Raw genomic sequence first — 17,007 nt, forward strand, 5'->3', positions numbered from 1 at the left:
TCAGGACAGTCCTTCTGCGATCGGGCCGAGCGCGAGTGCCGGGAGGAAGGTGAGGGCGACGAGGACGACCGTCACGCCGACGACCATGCCGACGAACTGCGGCCGGTGCGTGGGCAGCGTGCCGGCGCCCTCCGGGACGGGCGACTGCGCCGCCAGCGAGCCGGCCAGGGCCAGCACCAGGATGATCGGCAGGAACCGGCCGAAGGCCATGCACAGGCCGAGCGCCACGTCGTACCAGGGGGTGTTGACGGTCAGGCCGGCGAAGGCCGAGCCGTTGTTGTTGGAGGCGCTGGTGAAGGCGTAGAGGACCTCCGACAGGCCGTGCGGGCCGCCGTTGAGCATGCCCGCGCGCTGCTCCGCCGAGCCCATCGCGGCGGCGGTGCCGATGAGCACCAGGGCCGGGGTGACCAGGAAGTACAGGGAGGCGAGCTTGATCTCGCGGGCGCCGATACGCTTGCCCAGGTACTCGGGGGTGCGGCCGACCATCAGGCCCGCCACGAAGACGGTGATCACGGCGAGGATGAGCATGCCGTACAGGCCCGCGCCGACGCCGCCGGGCGCGACCTCGCCGAGCATCATGTTGACCATCGTCATCATGCCGCCGAACGGCGTGTAGGAGTCGTGGAAGGAGTTCACCGCCCCGGTCGAGGTGAGCGTGGTCGCCGCGCCGAAGGTGGCCGAGTTGGACACCCCGAAGCGCAGCTCCTTGCCCTCCATCGCCGCGCCCACGGCCTGCGGGACGGTGGCGTTCCCGGACAGCTCGAAGACGTTGGTGAGGATCACGCTGGTCAGCGCGAGGACGCCCATCACGGCGAGGATGGCGTACCCCTGGCGGACCTGGCCGACCAGCCGGCCGAAGGTACGGGTGAGCGAGAACGGGATCACCAGGATCAGGAAGATCTCGAACCAGTTCGTCCAGCTCGTGGCGTTCTCGAACGGGTGGGAGGAGTTGGCGTTGTAGAAGCCGCCGCCGTTGGTGCCCAGTTCCTTGATGACCTCCTGGGAGGCCACCGGGCCGCCGGTGATGCCCTGCGTGCCGCCGGTCAGCGTGGTCAGCTCGTGCACGCCGGAGAAGTTCTGCACCAGGCCGCCCGCGACCAGCACCAGCGCCCCGACGAACGCGATCGGCAGCAGGATGCGCAGCGTGCCGCGGACCAGGTCCACCCAGAAGTTGCCGATCGTGCCGGACCTGCGGCGGGCGAACCCGCGGACGAGGGCGACCGCGACCGCCATGCCGACGGCCGCCGAGACGAAGTTCTGCACGGCAAGGGCGGCCATCTGGGTCAGGTGGCCCATCGTGGACTCGCCCGAGTACGCCTGCCAGTTGGTGTTGGTGACGAAGCTGATCGCGGTGTTCCAGGCGATGTGGTCGGTGACCGGTTCCATGCCGAGGCTGAGCGGCAGCTTGTCCTGAAGGCGCTGGAGGCCGTACACGACCAGGACGGAGACGACCGAGAAGGCGAGCAGGCCGCGCGCGTAGACCGGCCAGCTCTGCTCGGCGTCGGCGCGCACCCCGAGCAGCCGGTAGATCCCGCGCTCGACCGCGTTGTGCCTGGTCGTGGAGTAGACGCGGTACATGTGGTCGCCGAGCGGCTTGTGCACCAGCGCGAGCGCGGCGATCAGCGAGGCTATGAAGATCATTCCTGCGACGGTCGTGCTCATCAGAACCGCTCCGGGAACAGCAGGGCGGCGACCATGAAGATCACCAGGGCCGCGGCCACCACGAGACCGGTGGCGTTGATCGCGCTCACAGGCGCTCCACCGCCTTCACCACGAGCCCGAAGACCACGAAGACCGCGATCGTCAGGGCGACGAAGATGACGTCTGCCATCCCCACTCCTCAGCTCTGGAACATTTCCTTACCGCCCGGAATGAGCGGTTCCAGACCAAGGAAAACCCGGGAAAAGCCCTGTTTGGCGTTTCTTGACGGCTTCCCTACGGCGGCGGCCCGATTCTTCACGCGATCCATACGCGGACCCCTCCGCGAGGCGCGTCAGCCCACGTGGACGTGCGGGCGGCGCTCCAGGCCCGGCTCCGCCTGGCGCAGCACCTCCCGGGTCAGCGGCGGCACGTCCCCGCCGCCGAAGACCAGGTAGCGCAGCATCGCCACGACCGGGTTGCCCTCGGTCCAGTGGAAGTAGATGTGCGGCACCGAGCCGGTCCGGTCGCGCAGGTGGAGCAGGAGCGCGGCCAGCGAGTTGGGCACGGCCGAGCTCTCGATGGTGAGGATCCGGTGCCCGTACCGCTCCTCGCCCCTGACGTGCAGCTCGGTCTCGAACTCGGACGCGTCCGGCACCGAGACCTCCACGAACAGCACCGGCTCCGAGCTGCGCAGCCGGTGGTTGAGCCAGGTCTCGCGTAGTTTGTCGTGGTACTCGTCCTGGTCGCGCTGGTGGGGCTCGTTCGCGATCAGGTGGAGGTCTCCGCAGGCGTCGTTGACGTACTGCTCGGCCAGCGCGTCCAGGCGCACCTCGGTCACCCGCAACTCCGTGGAGCGGGTGGCGCGGGAGATCAGCGAGGTGACGACGATGGCCGCGATGAAGAACGAGGCGATCTTCACGCCGTCCGGCCGCTCGATCACGTTGTCGACCAGCGTGTAGACGAGCACAGCCGTGATCACGGAGAAGCCGGCCGTGGCCCCGCGCTGCCCCTTCTTGTACGCCGACAGGGTCACCGCGACCGCCGCCGACAACATGAGCACCAGCACGCCCGTGGCGTACGCGCCTCCCTGGGCCTCCACGTCCGCGTCGAAGATGATCGTGATGGCGAACGCGATCACGGAGAACACCAGGACCAGCGGACGGACCGCGCCGGTCCACTCCGGGGCCATGCCGTAGCGGGGCAGGTAGCGCGGCACCAGGTTGATCAGCCCCGCCATGGCCGACGCCCCCGCGAACCACAGGATCGTGATGGTGGAGACGTCGTAGACGGTGCCGAACCAGTCGCCCAGGTAGCCGTGCGCCAGATAGGCCAGGGCCCGGCCGCTCGCCCTGCCGCCCTCCTCGAACTCCTCGTGCGGGATCAGCACGGTGGTGACGAAGCTGGAACAGATCAGGAACACGCTCATGATGGACGCCGCGACCGTGAGCATCCGCTTGGTGCCCTTGATCCGCTGCCCGACCTCGCCCTTGACCACCGGCATCACCGCCACGCCGGTCTCGAACCCAGACAGGCCGAGCGCCAGCTTGGGCATCACCAGCAACGACAGCCCGATCATGGTGAGCGGGCTGCTGAAGTCGAGGCTCAGGGCACGCTGCCAGTCCACGACCACCTGCGGCGCCTGGACGACCCGGGTGAGGGCGGTGGCGACGACGACCGCGTTCAGAGCGAGGTAGACGAGGACGAGCAGCACCGCGATGCCGATCGCCTCGCTGAAGCCCATCAGGAACACCCCGCCGAGCGCGGCCAGCAGCACGAGGGTGACGATCACCCGCCGCCCGGCCAGGAAGTCGGGCACGAAGGGGTTCTCCAGGATGTGCGCCGTGGCGTCGGCCGCCGACAGCGTCATGGTGATGACGAAGTCGGTGGCCGCGAACCCGAGCAGTGCCAGGACGAAGATCTTGCCCCACCACTGCGGGGCGAGCTTCTCCAGCATCGCGATCGAGCCCTGGCCGTACGGGCTCTCGGCGGCGACCCGGCGGTAGACCGGCAGCGCGCCCAGCAGGGTGAGCGCGACCAGGAACAGGGTGGCCAGGGGCGACAGGAACCCGGCCGCCAGGGCCGCGATGCCGGGCTGGTAGCCCAGGGTGGAGAAGTAGTCGACGCCGGTCAGGCACATGACCCGCCACCACGGGTGCTTCACATGGGGGCCGTGCTCGATCTGCCCCCGGTCGGTCTGCAGGCCCTGGAGGAGCCAGGAACGCAGCGTTCCTTCCGTAGCCGCCGGCCGTTTCGCCAGCACCATTTCCGGTCATCCCCCCGTCAAGGCCGCGTAAATACGCATCGCACCCTAGCGACGGTTTGAGGGGGTTTGGCCGAGTCAGGGCGTCAAGAAAACGTATGGATGCGTATGGAGACGGGGGCCGTTCGGCCTGGAGTTTCAGCGCTCGGGGACGACCGGAGGAACCAGCCCATGGCCCCGGCGGCCAGGCCCGTGGCCAGGCTGCGGGACCAGAGCGAGTAGGCCAGGACCGCGGCCCCCATCACCGCGACCCGCAGCGCCTTCGCCATGACGTCGATACGGGTTCCGTACGCCTTCCGACGCGATGTTGACGCTTCGCCGATCGCCGATCGCCGATCGCCGTCGCCGGTCGGGGGTCAGGCGTCCCAGGCGACCGGGAGGCTCTTCATCCCGTAGATGTCGGCGGTCTCCGGGCGCAGGGCGACCTCCTCGGCCTGTACGGCCAGCCTCAGCGTGGGGAAGCGGTTGAGCAGGGCGGGGAAGGCGACCCGCATCTCGACGCGGGCGAGCTGCTGCCCCAGGCACTGGTGGATGCCGTGGCTGAAGGCCAGGTGGCCGCCGTCCTGCCGGCGCAGGTCGAGCGTGTGCGGGTCGGGGAAGCGCTCGGGGTCGCGGTTGGCGGTGCTGAGGGACAGGATGACGGTCGAACCGGCCTTGACGGTGTGGCCGACCAGCTCGACGTCCTCCAGCGCGACCCGGTGGAACTGCTTGGCGACGCTCAGGTACCGCAGCAGCTCCTCCACGGCGTCGTCCACGAGCCCGGGGTCGTCGCGCAGCGCGGCGAGCTGGTCCGGGTTCTGCAGCAGCGCGAACGTGCCCAGCGCCAGCATGTTCGCGGTCGTGTCGAACCCGGCCGACAGCAGGATCAGGGCCATCCCCTGCAGCTCCTCGTCGGTGAGGTCGCTGTCGAGCAGGTCGCTGAGCACGTCGTCGGTCGGGTTGGCGCGCTTGGCGGCGACGAGCTGGGCGAGGTACTGCTGGGTCGCGAGGTAGGCGGCGATCAGCTCGTCGTCGCCGACCTCCCCGCCGAGGAACTTGTCGATGTTCTCCTGGAAGAAGCCCCGGTCCTCGTACGGAACCCCGAGCAGCTCGCAGATGACGACGGCGGGGATGGGCTTGGCGAACGCGGTCACCAGGTCCGCCTGGGTGCCGGCCTTCTCCATGGCGTCCAGGTGCTCGGCGGTGACCTGCTCGACGCGTTCGGTCAGCAGGCGCATGCGGCGGACGGTGAACTTGCCGACCAGCGGCTTGCGGTACCGGCTGTGCTGCGGCTCGTCCATGAGCAGGAACTCGCCGGGCGGCGCCGGGGGCACCTCGATGTCGCCGTAGTCGATCAGCGGGTGCTGGACCATGAGCTCCTTGCGGGAGCTGAAACGCGGGTCGGCCAGGACCGACCGGGCCAGGTCGTAGCCGGTGACCAGCCAGCCCTCGTGGCCGCTGGGGAAGGTGAAGCGGCTGATCGGGCCGTGCTCGCGGGCCTCGACCAGGGCCTCGGGCGGGTCGAACGGGCAGCCGCGGCGGCGCTCGGTCGGCATGGAGGCGAGGGTGTGGAGGGAGTCGGTCATGGTCGTTCCTTCACGTCCTAGGAGATCTTGCGGCGGTAGGTGTTCATGGCGAAGAAGTAGGCGACGACGAGGATGCCGACGCACCAGGCCAGGGCGATCCAGATGTCGTTGCCGACCGGCTGCTCGCTGAACAGGGCGCGGACGGCGTTGACGATGGAGGTCACCGGCTGGTTCTCGGCGAAGACCCGCACCACGGTGGGCATGGTGTCGGTGGGCACGAACGCCGAGCTGAGGAACGGCAGGAAGATGAGCGGGTAGGAGAACGCGCTCGCGCCCTCCATGGTCTTGGCCGACAGGCCGGAGATGACGGCGATCCAGGTCAGCGCCACGGTGAACAGGATCAGGATGCCCGCGACCGCCAGCCACGCAAGCGGTCCGGCCCCCGAGCGGAAGCCCATGAGCAGGGCGACGAGCACCACGACCACGAGGGAGATCAGGTTGGCGATCAGCGAGGTCAGCACGTGCGCCCACAGCACGGACGAGCGCGCGGTCGGCATCGACTGGAAACGCTCGAAGATGCCGCCCTTCATGTCCATGAACAGCCGGTACGCGGTGTAGGCGATGCCCGAGGCGACCGTGATGAGCAGGATGCCGGGCAGCATGTAGTTCACATACGAGTCCGACCCTGTTCTGATCGCGCCGCCGAAGACGTAGACGAACATGAGCATCATGGCGATCGGCATGATCGCGGTCGTGATGATGGTGTCCGGGCTGCGCGTGATGTGGCGCAGTGACCGTCCCAGCAGGACGGTGGTGTCACCGAAGAAGTGCTTGCTCATCGTGGTTGTCCTTAGGCTTTCGTGCCGACGAGGGTGAGGAAGACGTCCTCCAGGGTCGGCTGCTTCTCGACGTACTCGACCTTGGCGGGCGGGAGGAGCTGCTTGAGCTCGGCGAGGGTGCCGTTGACGATGATCCGGCCCTCGTGCAGGATCGCGATCCGGTCCGCGAGCTGTTCGGCCTCGTCCAGGTACTGGGTGGTGAGCAGCACCGTCGTGCCGCGTCCGGCGAGCTCCTTGACGGCCTGCCACACCTCGATGCGGGCCTGGGGGTCGAGCCCCGTCGTGGGCTCGTCGAGGAAGATGACCGGTGGGTCGCCGATGAGGCTCATCGCGATGTCGAGGCGGCGTCGCATGCCGCCCGAGTACGTCGCCACCTTCCGCCCGCCCGCCTCGGTCAGCGAGAACCGGGTGAGCAGATCGTCGGCGATCTTCCCCGGGTTCTTCAGGTGCCGCAGCCGGGCGACCAGCACCAGGTTCTCCCGCCCGCTGAGGATCTCGTCCACGGCGGCGAACTGGCCGGTCAGGCTGATGGACTCGCGCACGTCCGCGGCCTGCTTGGCGACGTCGAGGCCGTTGACGGTGGCCGTGCCGGCGTCGGCTTTGAGCAGCGTGGCCAGGATCTTCACCATCGTGGTCTTGCCGGCTCCGTTGGAGCCGAGCAGGGCGAAGATGCTGCCCCGCGCCACCTCGAAGTCCACGCCGCGCAGGACGTGCAGCTCCTTGTACGACTTCTCCAGGCCCCGCACGCGGATCGCCTGGACCGGCTGTGCCGTCATCGGACGGTCCCTCCTTCTTCTCCGGTTCGCCATCTACCTAGCACTGCTGAGTACTGCTACATAGTGACACGGACTAGCGGTACTTAGCAACGCTGAATAGCCGAGGCCGATGCGCGAGTGCCGTGTCCGGTGAGCTGTTCATGCGTAGAGCATCGTCGGGCGCGCTGACACGGCGCCGACGTCGTGCTGACACGGCACCGCCACGGACCCGCCGGATGTCAGGACGAAATGAACCTTTCACCGCCTCCGAGACGTTCGCGCTGGTCGCCGCGGTCCGTCGAGGGCCGATCTTGCGGTGGGGGCGAGCCCTGTCGTGCAATTCACGGTGATCGCTTCTCACACCTTCACGAGGGGAGAGCTGGTGCGTCGCAGAATCACCGCCTTGGCGCTTGTCGCGGTCACTGCCCTGGCGCCTGTCCTGGCCACGAGTACGCCGGCACACGCCACATCCACGCTCCAGGTCGTCTACACCAACCTGCCCTACGACATCTGCCTCTCCTTCGGCCGCTCGGGCCAGGAGAACGGACGCTGGCAGACCTGGTGGTGCAGCACGCACTATCCGCAGAGCTACCCGGGCTCCTCCACCTACGACCTGTGGGCGTACGTGGACTGACGCCTTCTCCCCGGGCTCGTGGCCGTCGGCCGAGCTCGGGGGGTGGGGTGTTCGGGTGGATATTTAGTCAAAAAGTTGCGCACATGGGCAATTAGGCCCGAATCTATGATCTCGGGGTCGGGTGGCACAGAGATCATGAGGGCACATGGGGACCAAACGGGGCGCGGGGGCAGCCATCGGCTGGGCGGCGCTGTCGATCGTGATTCCGGGCGCGGCCCATCTGCGGGCCGGGTACCGCGTGCTCGGGCTGGCGCTGCTGGGGCTGTTCCTGGCCGCGGGCGTCGCGGTGGCCGCCGTGACGATCTCGGCGGGCGGCTGGGCCGTGGCGACGCAGGCGACCTGGGCCAAGGCGATCGGCGGCGGCGCGATCGGCGTCGGCGTCGCGTGGGGGCTGCTGGTGGTCGCCTCGTACACCGTGCTGCGGCCGCGGCGGCGGCTGATCTGGTCGGACGGCCTGGCGCTGCTGCTGGTCGTGGCCGTGGTGTCGCCGTTCGTGGTGGCCTCGCAGACGGTGTCGCAGATGGACGCCGCGCTGACCGACGTGTTCGACGCCCCGGAGCCCACCCCCATCAACCACGAAGACCCCTGGGCCGGACGTACCAGGGTGAACATCCTGCTGCTCGGCGGCGACGGCGCACGCGGCCGCACCGGGACGAGCATCCGCACCGACAGCCTCAACGTGGCCAGCATCGACGTCAGGACCGGCGAGACCGTGCTGTTCGCGCTGCCCAGGGAGATGGAGAACGCGCCCTTCCCCAAGGACAGCGTGATGGGCAGGCTGTTCCCGCCGCCCAAGGGCTTCTACGTCCAGGGGGCGGGCCGCGGGTCGGAGGACCTGCTGAACGGCGTCTGGGCCTACGCCGACACCCATCCCGCGCTGTTCCACAACGCCCCCACCCGGGCGCCGGAGGCCGTCAAGGGCGCGGTCGGCCAGATCCTCGGCCTCAAGATCGACTACTACGTGCTGGTGAACATGTGGGGCGTGGCCCGGCTGATCGACGCGCTCGGCGGCGTGCGCATCCACGTCGAGCAGGACATCTGCTACGGCGTCGGCCGCAGCGACGGCGGCGTCATCAAGGCGGGCACCCGCCGGCTGAACGGCAACGACGCGCTCTGGTACGGCAGGGCACGCGACCACGACGGCTCCAGCTGCGCCGGCGGCGACAACCACGCCCGGATGCGGCGCCAGCACTGCGTCATCTCCGCCATGCTCGACCAGCTCGACCCGGCCACCGTGCTGCTGAAGTTCAAGCAGCTGGCCGGCGCGGCCCGGCAGACGTTCAGGACCGACATCCCGCGCGGGCTGTTGCAGGACCTGGTGCCGCTGGCCGACAAGGTCAAGGGCGGGCGGGTCGGGACGTTGTCCATCGTCCCGCCACGCTACAACCCGGCGTATCCGGACTTCCCGCGCATCCGCGCCGACGTCCGCAAGGCCATCGCCCGCTCGCACCGCGCCCCCGTCGCCATGGGCACGCCGTCCGCGGGACCGTCGAGCACGCCGTCCGGTACGCCGTCCGCCAGGCCCACCAGGACGGCGATGGCGTCGTCGGGGAAGTTGTCGGACTCCTGCGCGGCCTAGTCGATCCAGGCCCACAGGCAGACGTCGAGCACGCACACCAGCGCCCACACGATGAGCGCGGCGACCCTCCGATGCTCCCCTGCACGCATGTGTTCGCCCTAGCGGTCCGGCCCGGCATGACGGTTGCTACATTGCGCAACTCTACAACTGTCTGCGGCGGTTCAGTACGGCGAGCACCCCGCCGTACAGGACGGCCACGAGCGCCAGCCACAGACAGCTCGTGACGGACAGGGCGGTCAGGCCGACGGGAGCGGCCAGCGGCGAGAGCGGCAGCAGCAACGCGATCGCCGCGAGCGACCCCGCGGCCAGCCACAGCGGCGGGGAGACCGGGGCGACGGGCCGCAGCAGCAGCATGATCACGGCCTGGGTGAGCAGATTCTCGATGAACCAGCCCGTGTGGAAGGACCGCTCGTCGACCACGCCGACGACCTGGGTCAGGACGGTGAAGGTGGCCAGGTCCACGCCGGCGTTGAGCGCCCCGAAACCGGCGATGAACCCGAGGATGCCGCGCGGACGCAGCCCGAACGGCCCCCGCAGGACGGCCGGCGCGGCCCGGTCGAAGGCGAAGGCGAGCTGGGCGACGTCGAAGCAGACGTTCTGCAGCAGCACCTGGACCGGCAACATCGGCAGGAACGGCAGCGCCAGCCCGGCCGCCAGCATCGCGATCACGTTCCCGAGGTTGGACGACAGCGCGATGCGCAGATAGGTGACGATGTTGCCGGTGCTCCGCCGTCCGGCGACGATCGCGTGGTCGATCGCCGACAGGTCCTTGCCGGCCAGCACGACGTCGGCGGTCTCGCGGGTGACGTCCACGGCGGCGCGCGGGCAGATGCCGACGTCGGCGGCGCGCATGGCGGGCGAGTCGTTGACGCCGTCGCCGAGGAAGCCGACCGTGTGCCCGGCCTCGCGCAGCACCCGGACGACGCGGGCCTTGTCGTCCGGGGTGCAGCGGGCGATCACCGTGGCCCGTTCGGCGGCGGCGGGGGTGAGGTCGGCCGCCTCGATCACCGCCCCCACGTCGAGGCCCAGCTCCCGGCACGTCCGGGCGGCGGTGGCCGGGTGGTCGCCGGTCAGCACCTTCAGGGCGATGCCCCTGCGGGCCAGCAGCGCCAGCGCGGCGGCGGCGTCCGGCGACGGCTCGTCGACGAGGGTGAGGAATCCGGTGAGCCTCAGCCCGCCCTCCGCGACGGGATCGCCGGGGGAGTGCCCGGCGGAGTGCCCGGCGGAGTGCTCGGCGTGCTGATCGGCGGAGTGCTCGGCGTGCTGATCGGCGTGCTGATCGGCAACGGCGACCGCGAGCACCCGCGCACCGGCTTCGGCCAGGGCTCGGGCGACCTCGCCCGCCCGCAGGCGATCACCCGGGCTCATCGCGCACCGGCCGAGCACCGCCTCCACGGCGCCCTTGACCACGACGACGTTCGCGCCGCCGTCCCGGACCACCGCGCGGGAGAGCCGCTGGGCGGGATCGAAGGGGGTGGCCTCCAGCCCTTCGGTGCCGCCCAGGTCGGGCGCGCACTCCAGGATCGCCTCGTCCAGCGGGTCGGGGATCGGGGGATCGGTCAGGTGCAGCGTCCAGAAGCTGTTGACGGCCGCCCAGCGCAGCACCTCGGGATCCGGCGCGCCGCCGGGGCCGACGGACGCGCTGAGCACGGGCCGGTCCCGCGTCAGGGTGCCGGTCTTGTCCATGCACAGGACGTCGATCGCCCCCACGTCGTGCAGCGCGGGCAGCCGCTTGACGATCACGCCCCGGTGGGCCAGCAGCGCCGCTCCCCGGGCGAGCGCCGTGGTCACCACGACCGGCAACATCTCGGGCGTCAGCCCCACGGCCACCGCCACCGCGAACGGCAGCGCCTCCAGCCCCTTGCCGCGCAGGACCGCGCCGGCCACCAGCGCCACGGGCGGGATGACCAGCATGAGCCGGACCAGGATCCAGGAGATGCCGTTCACCGACTGGTCGAAGGCCGAACGCCCGCGCGCCGGAGCGTGGTGGGCGCCGGCGAACAGGGTGCCGCCTCCCGTGGCCGTCACCACCGCGAGCGCGCTGCCGGACGCCACGCTGCTGCCCTGCCAGCACAGATGGTCGTCCCCCTCGGGCAGGTCGCGCGCCCGCTTGGGCACGGGCGCGGACTCGCCGGTCAGCGCCGCCTGGTGCACGGTCAGGCCGGCGGCCCGTAACAGCCGTACGTCGGCGGGGACCAGGTCGCCCGGCCCCAGCTTGATCACGTCGCCGGGGACGAGCTGGTCGACGGGGATCTCCCGCTCCCGCGGCTCGCCTCCGTCGCGGGAGCGCCGTCTCACGGTGGCCGTGGTGGCCACGAGCCTGCGCAGGGCCGCGGTCGAGCGGTCGGCGCGGAACTCGCCGTTGGAGCGCAGCAGGCAACTGGCCGCCACCAGCAGGACGATGACGCCCGCCGTCCCCCAGGAGGTGATCGCGGCGGAGACGAGCCCCAGCGCGAGCAGCGTCATGGTGAACGGGTCACGCAGGCTGCGGGCCAGGCGGCGCGGCCAGGACACCGGCCGCTGGGCGGGGATCGTGTTCTCGCCGCGTTCCAGCAGGCGGGCCTCGGCCTGCGCCTCCGTCAGGCCGCGTGGCCCGGTGTCGAGCAGGCGCAGGGTCTGGAGCTGGCTCAGCGTGGCCGGACCGCCGGCCCTGGTCGGCGCGTCAGGCGCCCAGACCATGGACGCGTCCTCCGGAGGCGCCGGCCCGTTGCGAGAGCCGCCCGACGAGGCCGCGCACGGTGGCCACGACGTCCTCGTCGTCGATCAGGTAGACGACCCTGCGGCCCTCGCGGCGGGAGCGGACCAGGCCGGCCAGTTTCAGCTTGGCCAGGTGCTGGCTGACCGCGGGCAGCGCGCCGCCCACCCGTTCGGCCAGCCCGGACACGTCGCACTCGCCCTGCGCCAGCGCCCACACGATGTGCAGCCTGGGCGGCGAGGCCAGCAGCGCGAAGGCGGCCGCGGCCTCGGCCAGCACCTCGGCGGGCGGGTCAGGGGTCGTTGTGCCGGCCACCTTCACTCCTTTTTCGGACAGGTGACAAGTCTAGGCGCGCGGCGGCCGGCGCCCCGGCCGCTACCGGCCCTCGCAGAGGTCGGCGGGCGGTCTGCCGACGGCCAGCCGGAGGGCGCTCTCGATGAACCGGCTGCTCTGCTTCTTGGTCACCATCTCCGACTGGGTGAGGGAGCCGGTCACCGCCACCCGCTTCTTCGGCACGTAGACCTGGAACGCGCCGAAGAAGCCGCTGTGCCCGTAGGCCGCGTCGCCCGTCGCCGTCAGCCGGGCGATGCCCAGCCCGTACGGCGAGCCGGCCTTGACGCTCTGCGGGGTGCTGCGCAACATCGTCCGGAGCGTCGCCGGGCGCTTGAAGACCTTGCCCTCGAACAGGCCGCGCATGAACCGGTTGAGGTCGGCCCCCGTGGAGACCAGGCCGCCCCCGCCGAACGTGTCGAACGTCGGGTTGAAGTCGTAGGTGTCACGCTCACCGAGGTAGTTGTGGGCGCGCGGGCCGCGGGGCGCCTCCGGGTGTTCGAGGTAGGTGCGGTCCATCTTCAGCGGACGCAGCAACATCGACCGGTACACCTGGTGCAGCGGCTTGCGGGCGGCCTTCTCGATGACCAGCCCGGCCAGGACGTAGCCCGTGTCGGAGTAGTGGTAGCCCTTGGCGGGCGCGAAGTAGGGCTTGCCCGAGCGCAGCGCCCAGTCCACCAGTTCCAGGGGCTTCCAGGTCTTGTCCGGGTGGTCGAGCACGTACTGGAACCATTTCTCGTCCCCGACGTAGTCGTACAGGCCGGCGGTGTGGTCCAGGAGCTGCCGGACGGTGATGCGCGACCCGTACGGGATGCGCGCGACCAGCTTCCGGTCCAGGTACCTGCCGATGGGGGCGTCCAGGCGCAGGTCGCCGCGTTCGGCGAGCTGGAGGGCGACGGCCGCGGTCATCGTCTTGGTGACGCTGGCCGCCCGGAAGGCGTCGGAGGGGCGCAGGGGGCGTCCGCCGAGCTCGTACACGCCGGCCGCGCCGTCGAAGCTGCGGCCGGGGCCGGTCACGGTGAGGATCGCGCCGGGCACGGGCGGCTTGACGACGCCGTCCAGTAAGCAGCGGAGCTGCTCGTCGGTGGCGTCCTGGGCCGCGGCGGGGACGCGGGCCGTCCGGGCGAGGGCCGGGGCGGCGAGCCCGCTGCTGAGCACCACGCCGGCCAGGACGGCGGCGAACAGGCGAGATTTCTGAACCTGGTGGCGAATTTTTGACCGCATGGCCAGGATTTAATCCAGATGGTATGAGTGAGACAAGAGGTTCGCCCGGATTCTGCGGTTTCCCGTACCGAGGAGGTGCCGCCATGCCCGAGGCTTCCGGCTGGGACGATTCCCTGCTCCCCCGAGAGCGCGAGGTGCTTGCCCTGATGGCCGAGGGCTGGTCCAACACCGGCATCGCCGACCGGCTCTTCGTGTCGCTGAGCGCGGTGGAGAAGCACGTCACCGCGGTGTTCGCCAAGCTGGGGCTGCCCGCGTCGGCGGCCGGCAACCGGCGGGTGCTGGCGGTGCTGCACTACCTGGCGGCGACCGGCCGGCCCGGGGAGGAACGCGGAACCGTGCCGGGTGGGGGAAACCGCACAGTCGGCGGCCGGGGCTTGCCGCGCGACGCCCGTCAGGCTTGAATCCTGGCCATGCGGTCAAAAATCGATCAGGACAGCCAGAAGAAGGCCTCGTTCATCGAGGAGGCCCGGCGACGGCAGATCGTGGAGGGCGCCATCTCCACCATCGCCAGCACCGGGTTGCCCCAGGCGTCGCTGGCCCGGATCGCCCAGGACGTCGGCGTCAGCAGAGGCGTGATCTCCTACCATTTCGCCGGCAAGGACGAACTGATCCAGCAGGTCGTCAATGCCCTGTTCGCCGAGACCAACCGGTTCATCAAGGCCCGGGTGGACCGGGCGCCGGACGCCCCGCACCGGTTGCGCGCCTTCATCGAGGCCAGTTTCGAGTTCATGGCGGCCAACCGCGCCAACTTCGTCGCGCTGGTGGACATCTGGGGCAGCTTCGGATCGCCGGAGGCCAAACGCCGCTTCAACGCCGACATGTACGACCCGTGCCGCCGCCACCTGGAGGGCATCCTGCGGCGCGGCCAGGACAGCGGCGACTTCCGCGACTTCTCGCCGCGCACGCTGGCCGCCACCGTGCAGGGCGCGATCGACGGCGTGATGCTCCAGTGGGTCTTCGACGAGGAGGCCATCGACCTGGCCGACTGCGCGGCCGAGCTGGCGATGATGTTCGACATGGCCACCCGGCGGCGGGCGTGACCGCCGCGCCGCCGCCCGGTGGGGGAGCTGCCGGGAACGTCGCCGGGGGGCTCGGTGGGGGAGTGGCCGGGCATGTCGCGGGGGGCCTGGGTGGGTTGCTCCGGGAGCGGGCCGTCGCCCACGGTGACCGCGTGCTGTTCCGCTTCGCCGGGGTCGAGACCACCGTCGCGCAGGTGGAGGACCGCACCGACCGGCTGGCGGCCGTGCTGGCCGCGCACGGCGTCCGCCGGGGCGACCGGGTCGCGGTGATGCTGGACAACGGCGTCGGGTTCCCGGTCGCCTGGCTGGCGATCGCCAGGCTCGGCGCGGTGATCGTCCCGCTGAACCCGGGCTACCGCAGCGCCGACCTGGCTCACATCGTCAAGGACTCCGGCCCGGTGCTGGCCCTGGCCGGCTCGGCCGCCGCGGCGCAGGCGCTGCTCGCGCTGGACTTCGGCGAGGTCGGACTGCTCGATCCCGCCGACGCCGGGCCCGCACCCGACCCCGTACAGGCCGGCGCCTTCGACGCGGGCGCCGAGGCGGCCGTCGCGGCCGGCTTACGCGACCTGCCCGACGTCGGCTGGGACGACCTCCTCAACCTCCAGTACACCTCGGGCACGACCGGCTTTCCCAAAGGCTGCATGCTCACCCACCGCTACTGGCTCCACCTGGCCGAGCTCGCGGCCGACGTCGCCGCCGTCACGCCGGACGACGTGGACCTCACCGCGCAGCCCTTCCACTACATGGACCCGCAGTGGAACACGGTGCTGTGCCTGCTGACCGGCATCCCGCTGGTGATCCTGCCGCGCTTCTCCGCCTCGGGCTTCTGGCCGTCGGTCCGCGAGCACGGCGCCACCTTCTTCTACGTCCTCGGCACGATGCCGCTGCTGCTGCTCAAGCAGCCGCCCGACGCCGGACTGGACCGCTCCCACCGCGTCCGGCTCGTCCTGTGCTCGGGGATCACACCCGCCCTGCACGCCACGATCGAGGAGCGTTGGGGCGCGCCCTGGCGGGAGGCGTACGGCAGCACCGAGGCTGGGGTGGTGCTGGCCGTCCGGCCCGAGGACACCGCGTGCGTCGGCACCGGCGCGATGGGGTCGCCCGTTCCCGGTAAGGAGGCCAAGGTCGTCCGGGAGGACGGAACCGACGCCGCGGACGGCGAGGTCGGCGAGATCGTGGCCCGCGGCGCGCCGATGCTGACCGGCTACTGGAACCGGGACGAGCCGCTGCTGCGCGACGGCTGGTACCCCATGGGCGACCTCGGTTACCGGGACGCGCGCGGCCACTACCACCTGGTCGGGCGGCTCAAGGACATGATCAGGCGCGGCAGCGAGAACATCGCCGCCGCCGAGGTGGAGGCGGTCCTGACCGGCCACCCGGCCGTGCGCGCCGCCGCCGTGGTCCCGGTGCCGGACGAGCTGTTCGGCGAGGAGGTCAAGGCGTTCGTCCAGGTCGCCGAGCCCGTCGAGCCGCGCGAGCTGGTGGCCTACGTCCGCGCGCGGCTGGCCGCCTTCAAGACGCCGAGGTACGTGGAGTTCGTCGAGGCGTTCCCGATGACGCCGTCCGAGCGCGTCGCCAAACACCTGCTGCCCGCCGGACGCGGCGGCGCCTACGACTCCCGGGAGGAAGACCGATGAGCACCGATCTGCGGGTGCGCCGCGCCGGCTCGGCCCTGGTGGTCGCCTTCGACCGGCCCGAGGTGCTCAACGCCTTCCGGCAGCGCACCTACGGCGAGCTGGTCGCCGTCCTGGACGAAGCCGCCCGCGACGACGCGGTGGGCGCGGTCGTGCTCACCGGCACCGGCCGCGCCTTCTCGGCCGGCACCGACCTGAAGGAGGCCGGCGCGCAACTGGCCGCCGGGTCCGACGCCGACCTGGTCGAACGGATCGCCGCGCTCCAGGACCTCACCCGCCGCTTCACCGCCCACCCCAAGGTGATCATCTCCGCGGTCAACGGGATCGCGGTCGGCGTCGGCGTGGAGCTGGCCATCGCCAGCGACCTGCGGCTGGCCGGCCACGCCGCCTCGTTCGCCTTCAAGGAGGTGCACCGCGGCCTGTTCCCGAGCAACGGCGTCCTGTACGCCCTGCCCCGCCTGATCGGCCACGGCCGCGCGGTGGACCTGCTGCTGTCGGGCGAGACCGTCGACGCCGCCGAGGCGTACCGGGCCGGGCTGGTCAGCCGCCTGGTCCCCGACGCCGACCTGCTCGACACGGCGTTGGAGCTGGCCGAACGCGTCGCCGCCGCCGCGCCCACCCCGGTACGCCTGATCAAGAAGGCCATGCGGCGGGTCTGGGAGCTGGACCTGGAACAGGTGCTCGACCTGGAGACCGAAGGGCTGCTGGCCTGCCTGCGCGGCCAGGACGTGCTCGAAGGCGTCCGGTCCTTCGTCGAGCGGCGTCCCGCCGTCTACCGCGGAAACTGACCGTCCTCGCGATCAATGAGACCCCGGCCCGCCCATGGGCCGGGGTCCGACCTCCCCTTTCCGAGAACAGCAGGGAGCCGAACGCCAATGACCGGGCACGACAG

14 protein-coding genes and 1 pseudogene are annotated in these 17,007 nt (G+C 71.0%); 6 read left to right on the forward strand and 9 right to left on the reverse strand.

Features of this window, described 5'->3' with window-relative positions:
• The 6 genes from kdpA to AB0J97_RS43390 all read right to left on the reverse strand — a co-directional run bounded on the left by kdpA (nt 1) and on the right by AB0J97_RS43390 (nt 7,021).
• Nucleotides 1-1,662 (reverse strand): potassium-transporting ATPase subunit KdpA, encoded by a 1,662-nt coding sequence (kdpA, locus tag AB0J97_RS43365; RefSeq protein ID WP_364100802.1) that lies wholly within the window; start codon nt 1,660-1,662, stop codon nt 1-3.
• Nucleotides 1,662-1,751, reverse strand: a complete 90-nt coding sequence (gene kdpF / locus AB0J97_RS43370) for a K(+)-transporting ATPase subunit F (protein ID WP_357700429.1) — start codon at nt 1,749-1,751, stop codon at nt 1,662-1,664. Before kdpF ends, kdpA begins: the two co-directional genes overlap by 1 nt.
• A gap of 242 nt (nt 1,752-1,993) precedes the next feature.
• Nucleotides 1,994-3,904 carry an amino acid transporter gene (locus AB0J97_RS43375; protein WP_364100807.1) on the reverse strand — a complete coding sequence of 637 codons (1,911 nt, stop codon included), beginning with the start codon at nt 3,902-3,904 and terminating at the stop codon, nt 1,994-1,996.
• Between the two features lie 353 nt (nt 3,905-4,257).
• Nucleotides 4,258-5,466 (reverse strand): cytochrome P450, encoded by a 1,209-nt coding sequence (locus AB0J97_RS43380; protein ID WP_364100810.1) that lies wholly within the window; start codon nt 5,464-5,466, stop codon nt 4,258-4,260.
• 17 nt (nt 5,467-5,483) lie between these two features.
• Nucleotides 5,484-6,245, reverse strand: coding sequence for an ABC transporter permease (locus AB0J97_RS43385; protein WP_364100813.1), 762 nt, complete (start codon nt 6,243-6,245; stop codon nt 5,484-5,486).
• Between the two features lie 11 nt (nt 6,246-6,256).
• Nucleotides 6,257-7,021: an ATP-binding cassette domain-containing protein gene (locus AB0J97_RS43390; protein ID WP_357700437.1), complete on the reverse strand. Its 765-nt coding sequence runs from the start codon at nt 7,019-7,021 to the stop codon at nt 6,257-6,259.
• Between the two features lie 382 nt (nt 7,022-7,403).
• On the opposite strand from AB0J97_RS43390, the gene AB0J97_RS43395 reads away from it, so the two are divergent.
• Nucleotides 7,404-7,634 carry a hypothetical protein gene (locus AB0J97_RS43395; RefSeq protein ID WP_364100816.1) on the forward strand — a complete coding sequence of 77 codons (231 nt, stop codon included), beginning with the start codon at nt 7,404-7,406 and terminating at the stop codon, nt 7,632-7,634.
• Between the two features lie 145 nt (nt 7,635-7,779).
• A complete protein-coding gene (locus AB0J97_RS43400; RefSeq protein WP_357700441.1) occupies nt 7,780-9,213 on the forward strand; it encodes an LCP family protein in 1,434 nt (477 codons plus the stop codon).
• Nucleotides 9,214-9,354: 141 nt separating this feature from the next.
• Here AB0J97_RS43400 and mgtA read toward each other — a convergent pair whose 3' ends face one another.
• From mgtA to AB0J97_RS43415, 3 genes are read right to left on the reverse strand one after another with little or no spacing between them, the layout of a single operon-like run.
• On the reverse strand, nt 9,355-11,892 hold the full coding sequence (mgtA, locus tag AB0J97_RS43405) for a magnesium-translocating P-type ATPase (protein WP_364100820.1): 2,538 nt from the start codon (nt 11,890-11,892) through the stop codon (nt 9,355-9,357).
• A complete protein-coding gene (locus tag AB0J97_RS43410) occupies nt 11,876-12,223 on the reverse strand; it encodes a metalloregulator ArsR/SmtB family transcription factor (protein WP_357700445.1) in 348 nt (115 codons plus the stop codon). The genes mgtA and AB0J97_RS43410 overlap by 17 nt, the downstream gene beginning before the upstream one ends.
• Nucleotides 12,224-12,283: 60 nt before the next feature.
• Complete coding sequence (locus tag AB0J97_RS43415; RefSeq protein ID WP_364100824.1) at nt 12,284-13,462, reverse strand: serine hydrolase domain-containing protein; 1,179 nt, start codon at nt 13,460-13,462, stop codon at nt 12,284-12,286.
• A gap of 113 nt (nt 13,463-13,575) precedes the next feature.
• On the opposite strand from AB0J97_RS43415, the pseudogene AB0J97_RS43420 reads away from it, so the two are divergent.
• The 4 genes and pseudogenes from AB0J97_RS43420 to AB0J97_RS43435 form a co-directional block, all read left to right on the forward strand.
• Nucleotides 13,576-13,863 (forward strand): annotated as a pseudogene (locus tag AB0J97_RS43420) (helix-turn-helix transcriptional regulator); the annotation flags it as partial.
• A 9-nt stretch (nt 13,864-13,872) separates the two neighbouring features.
• Nucleotides 13,873-14,502, forward strand: coding sequence for a TetR/AcrR family transcriptional regulator (locus AB0J97_RS43425; protein ID WP_364100827.1), 630 nt, complete (start codon nt 13,873-13,875; stop codon nt 14,500-14,502).
• 62 nt (nt 14,503-14,564) lie between these two features.
• Nucleotides 14,565-16,118: an AMP-binding protein gene (locus AB0J97_RS43430; RefSeq protein ID WP_364100925.1), complete on the forward strand. Its 1,554-nt coding sequence runs from the start codon at nt 14,565-14,567 to the stop codon at nt 16,116-16,118.
• Entirely contained in the window at nt 16,115-16,903 is a 789-nt protein-coding gene (locus AB0J97_RS43435) for an enoyl-CoA hydratase/isomerase family protein (protein WP_364100830.1), read from the forward strand. Before AB0J97_RS43430 ends, AB0J97_RS43435 begins: the two co-directional genes overlap by 4 nt.
• Nucleotides 16,904-17,007 lie beyond the last annotated feature (104 nt).

The sequence above is a fragment of the Nonomuraea sp. NPDC049607 genome (assembly GCF_040675375.1).
Classification (GTDB): domain Bacteria; phylum Actinomycetota; class Actinomycetes; order Streptosporangiales; family Streptosporangiaceae; genus Nonomuraea.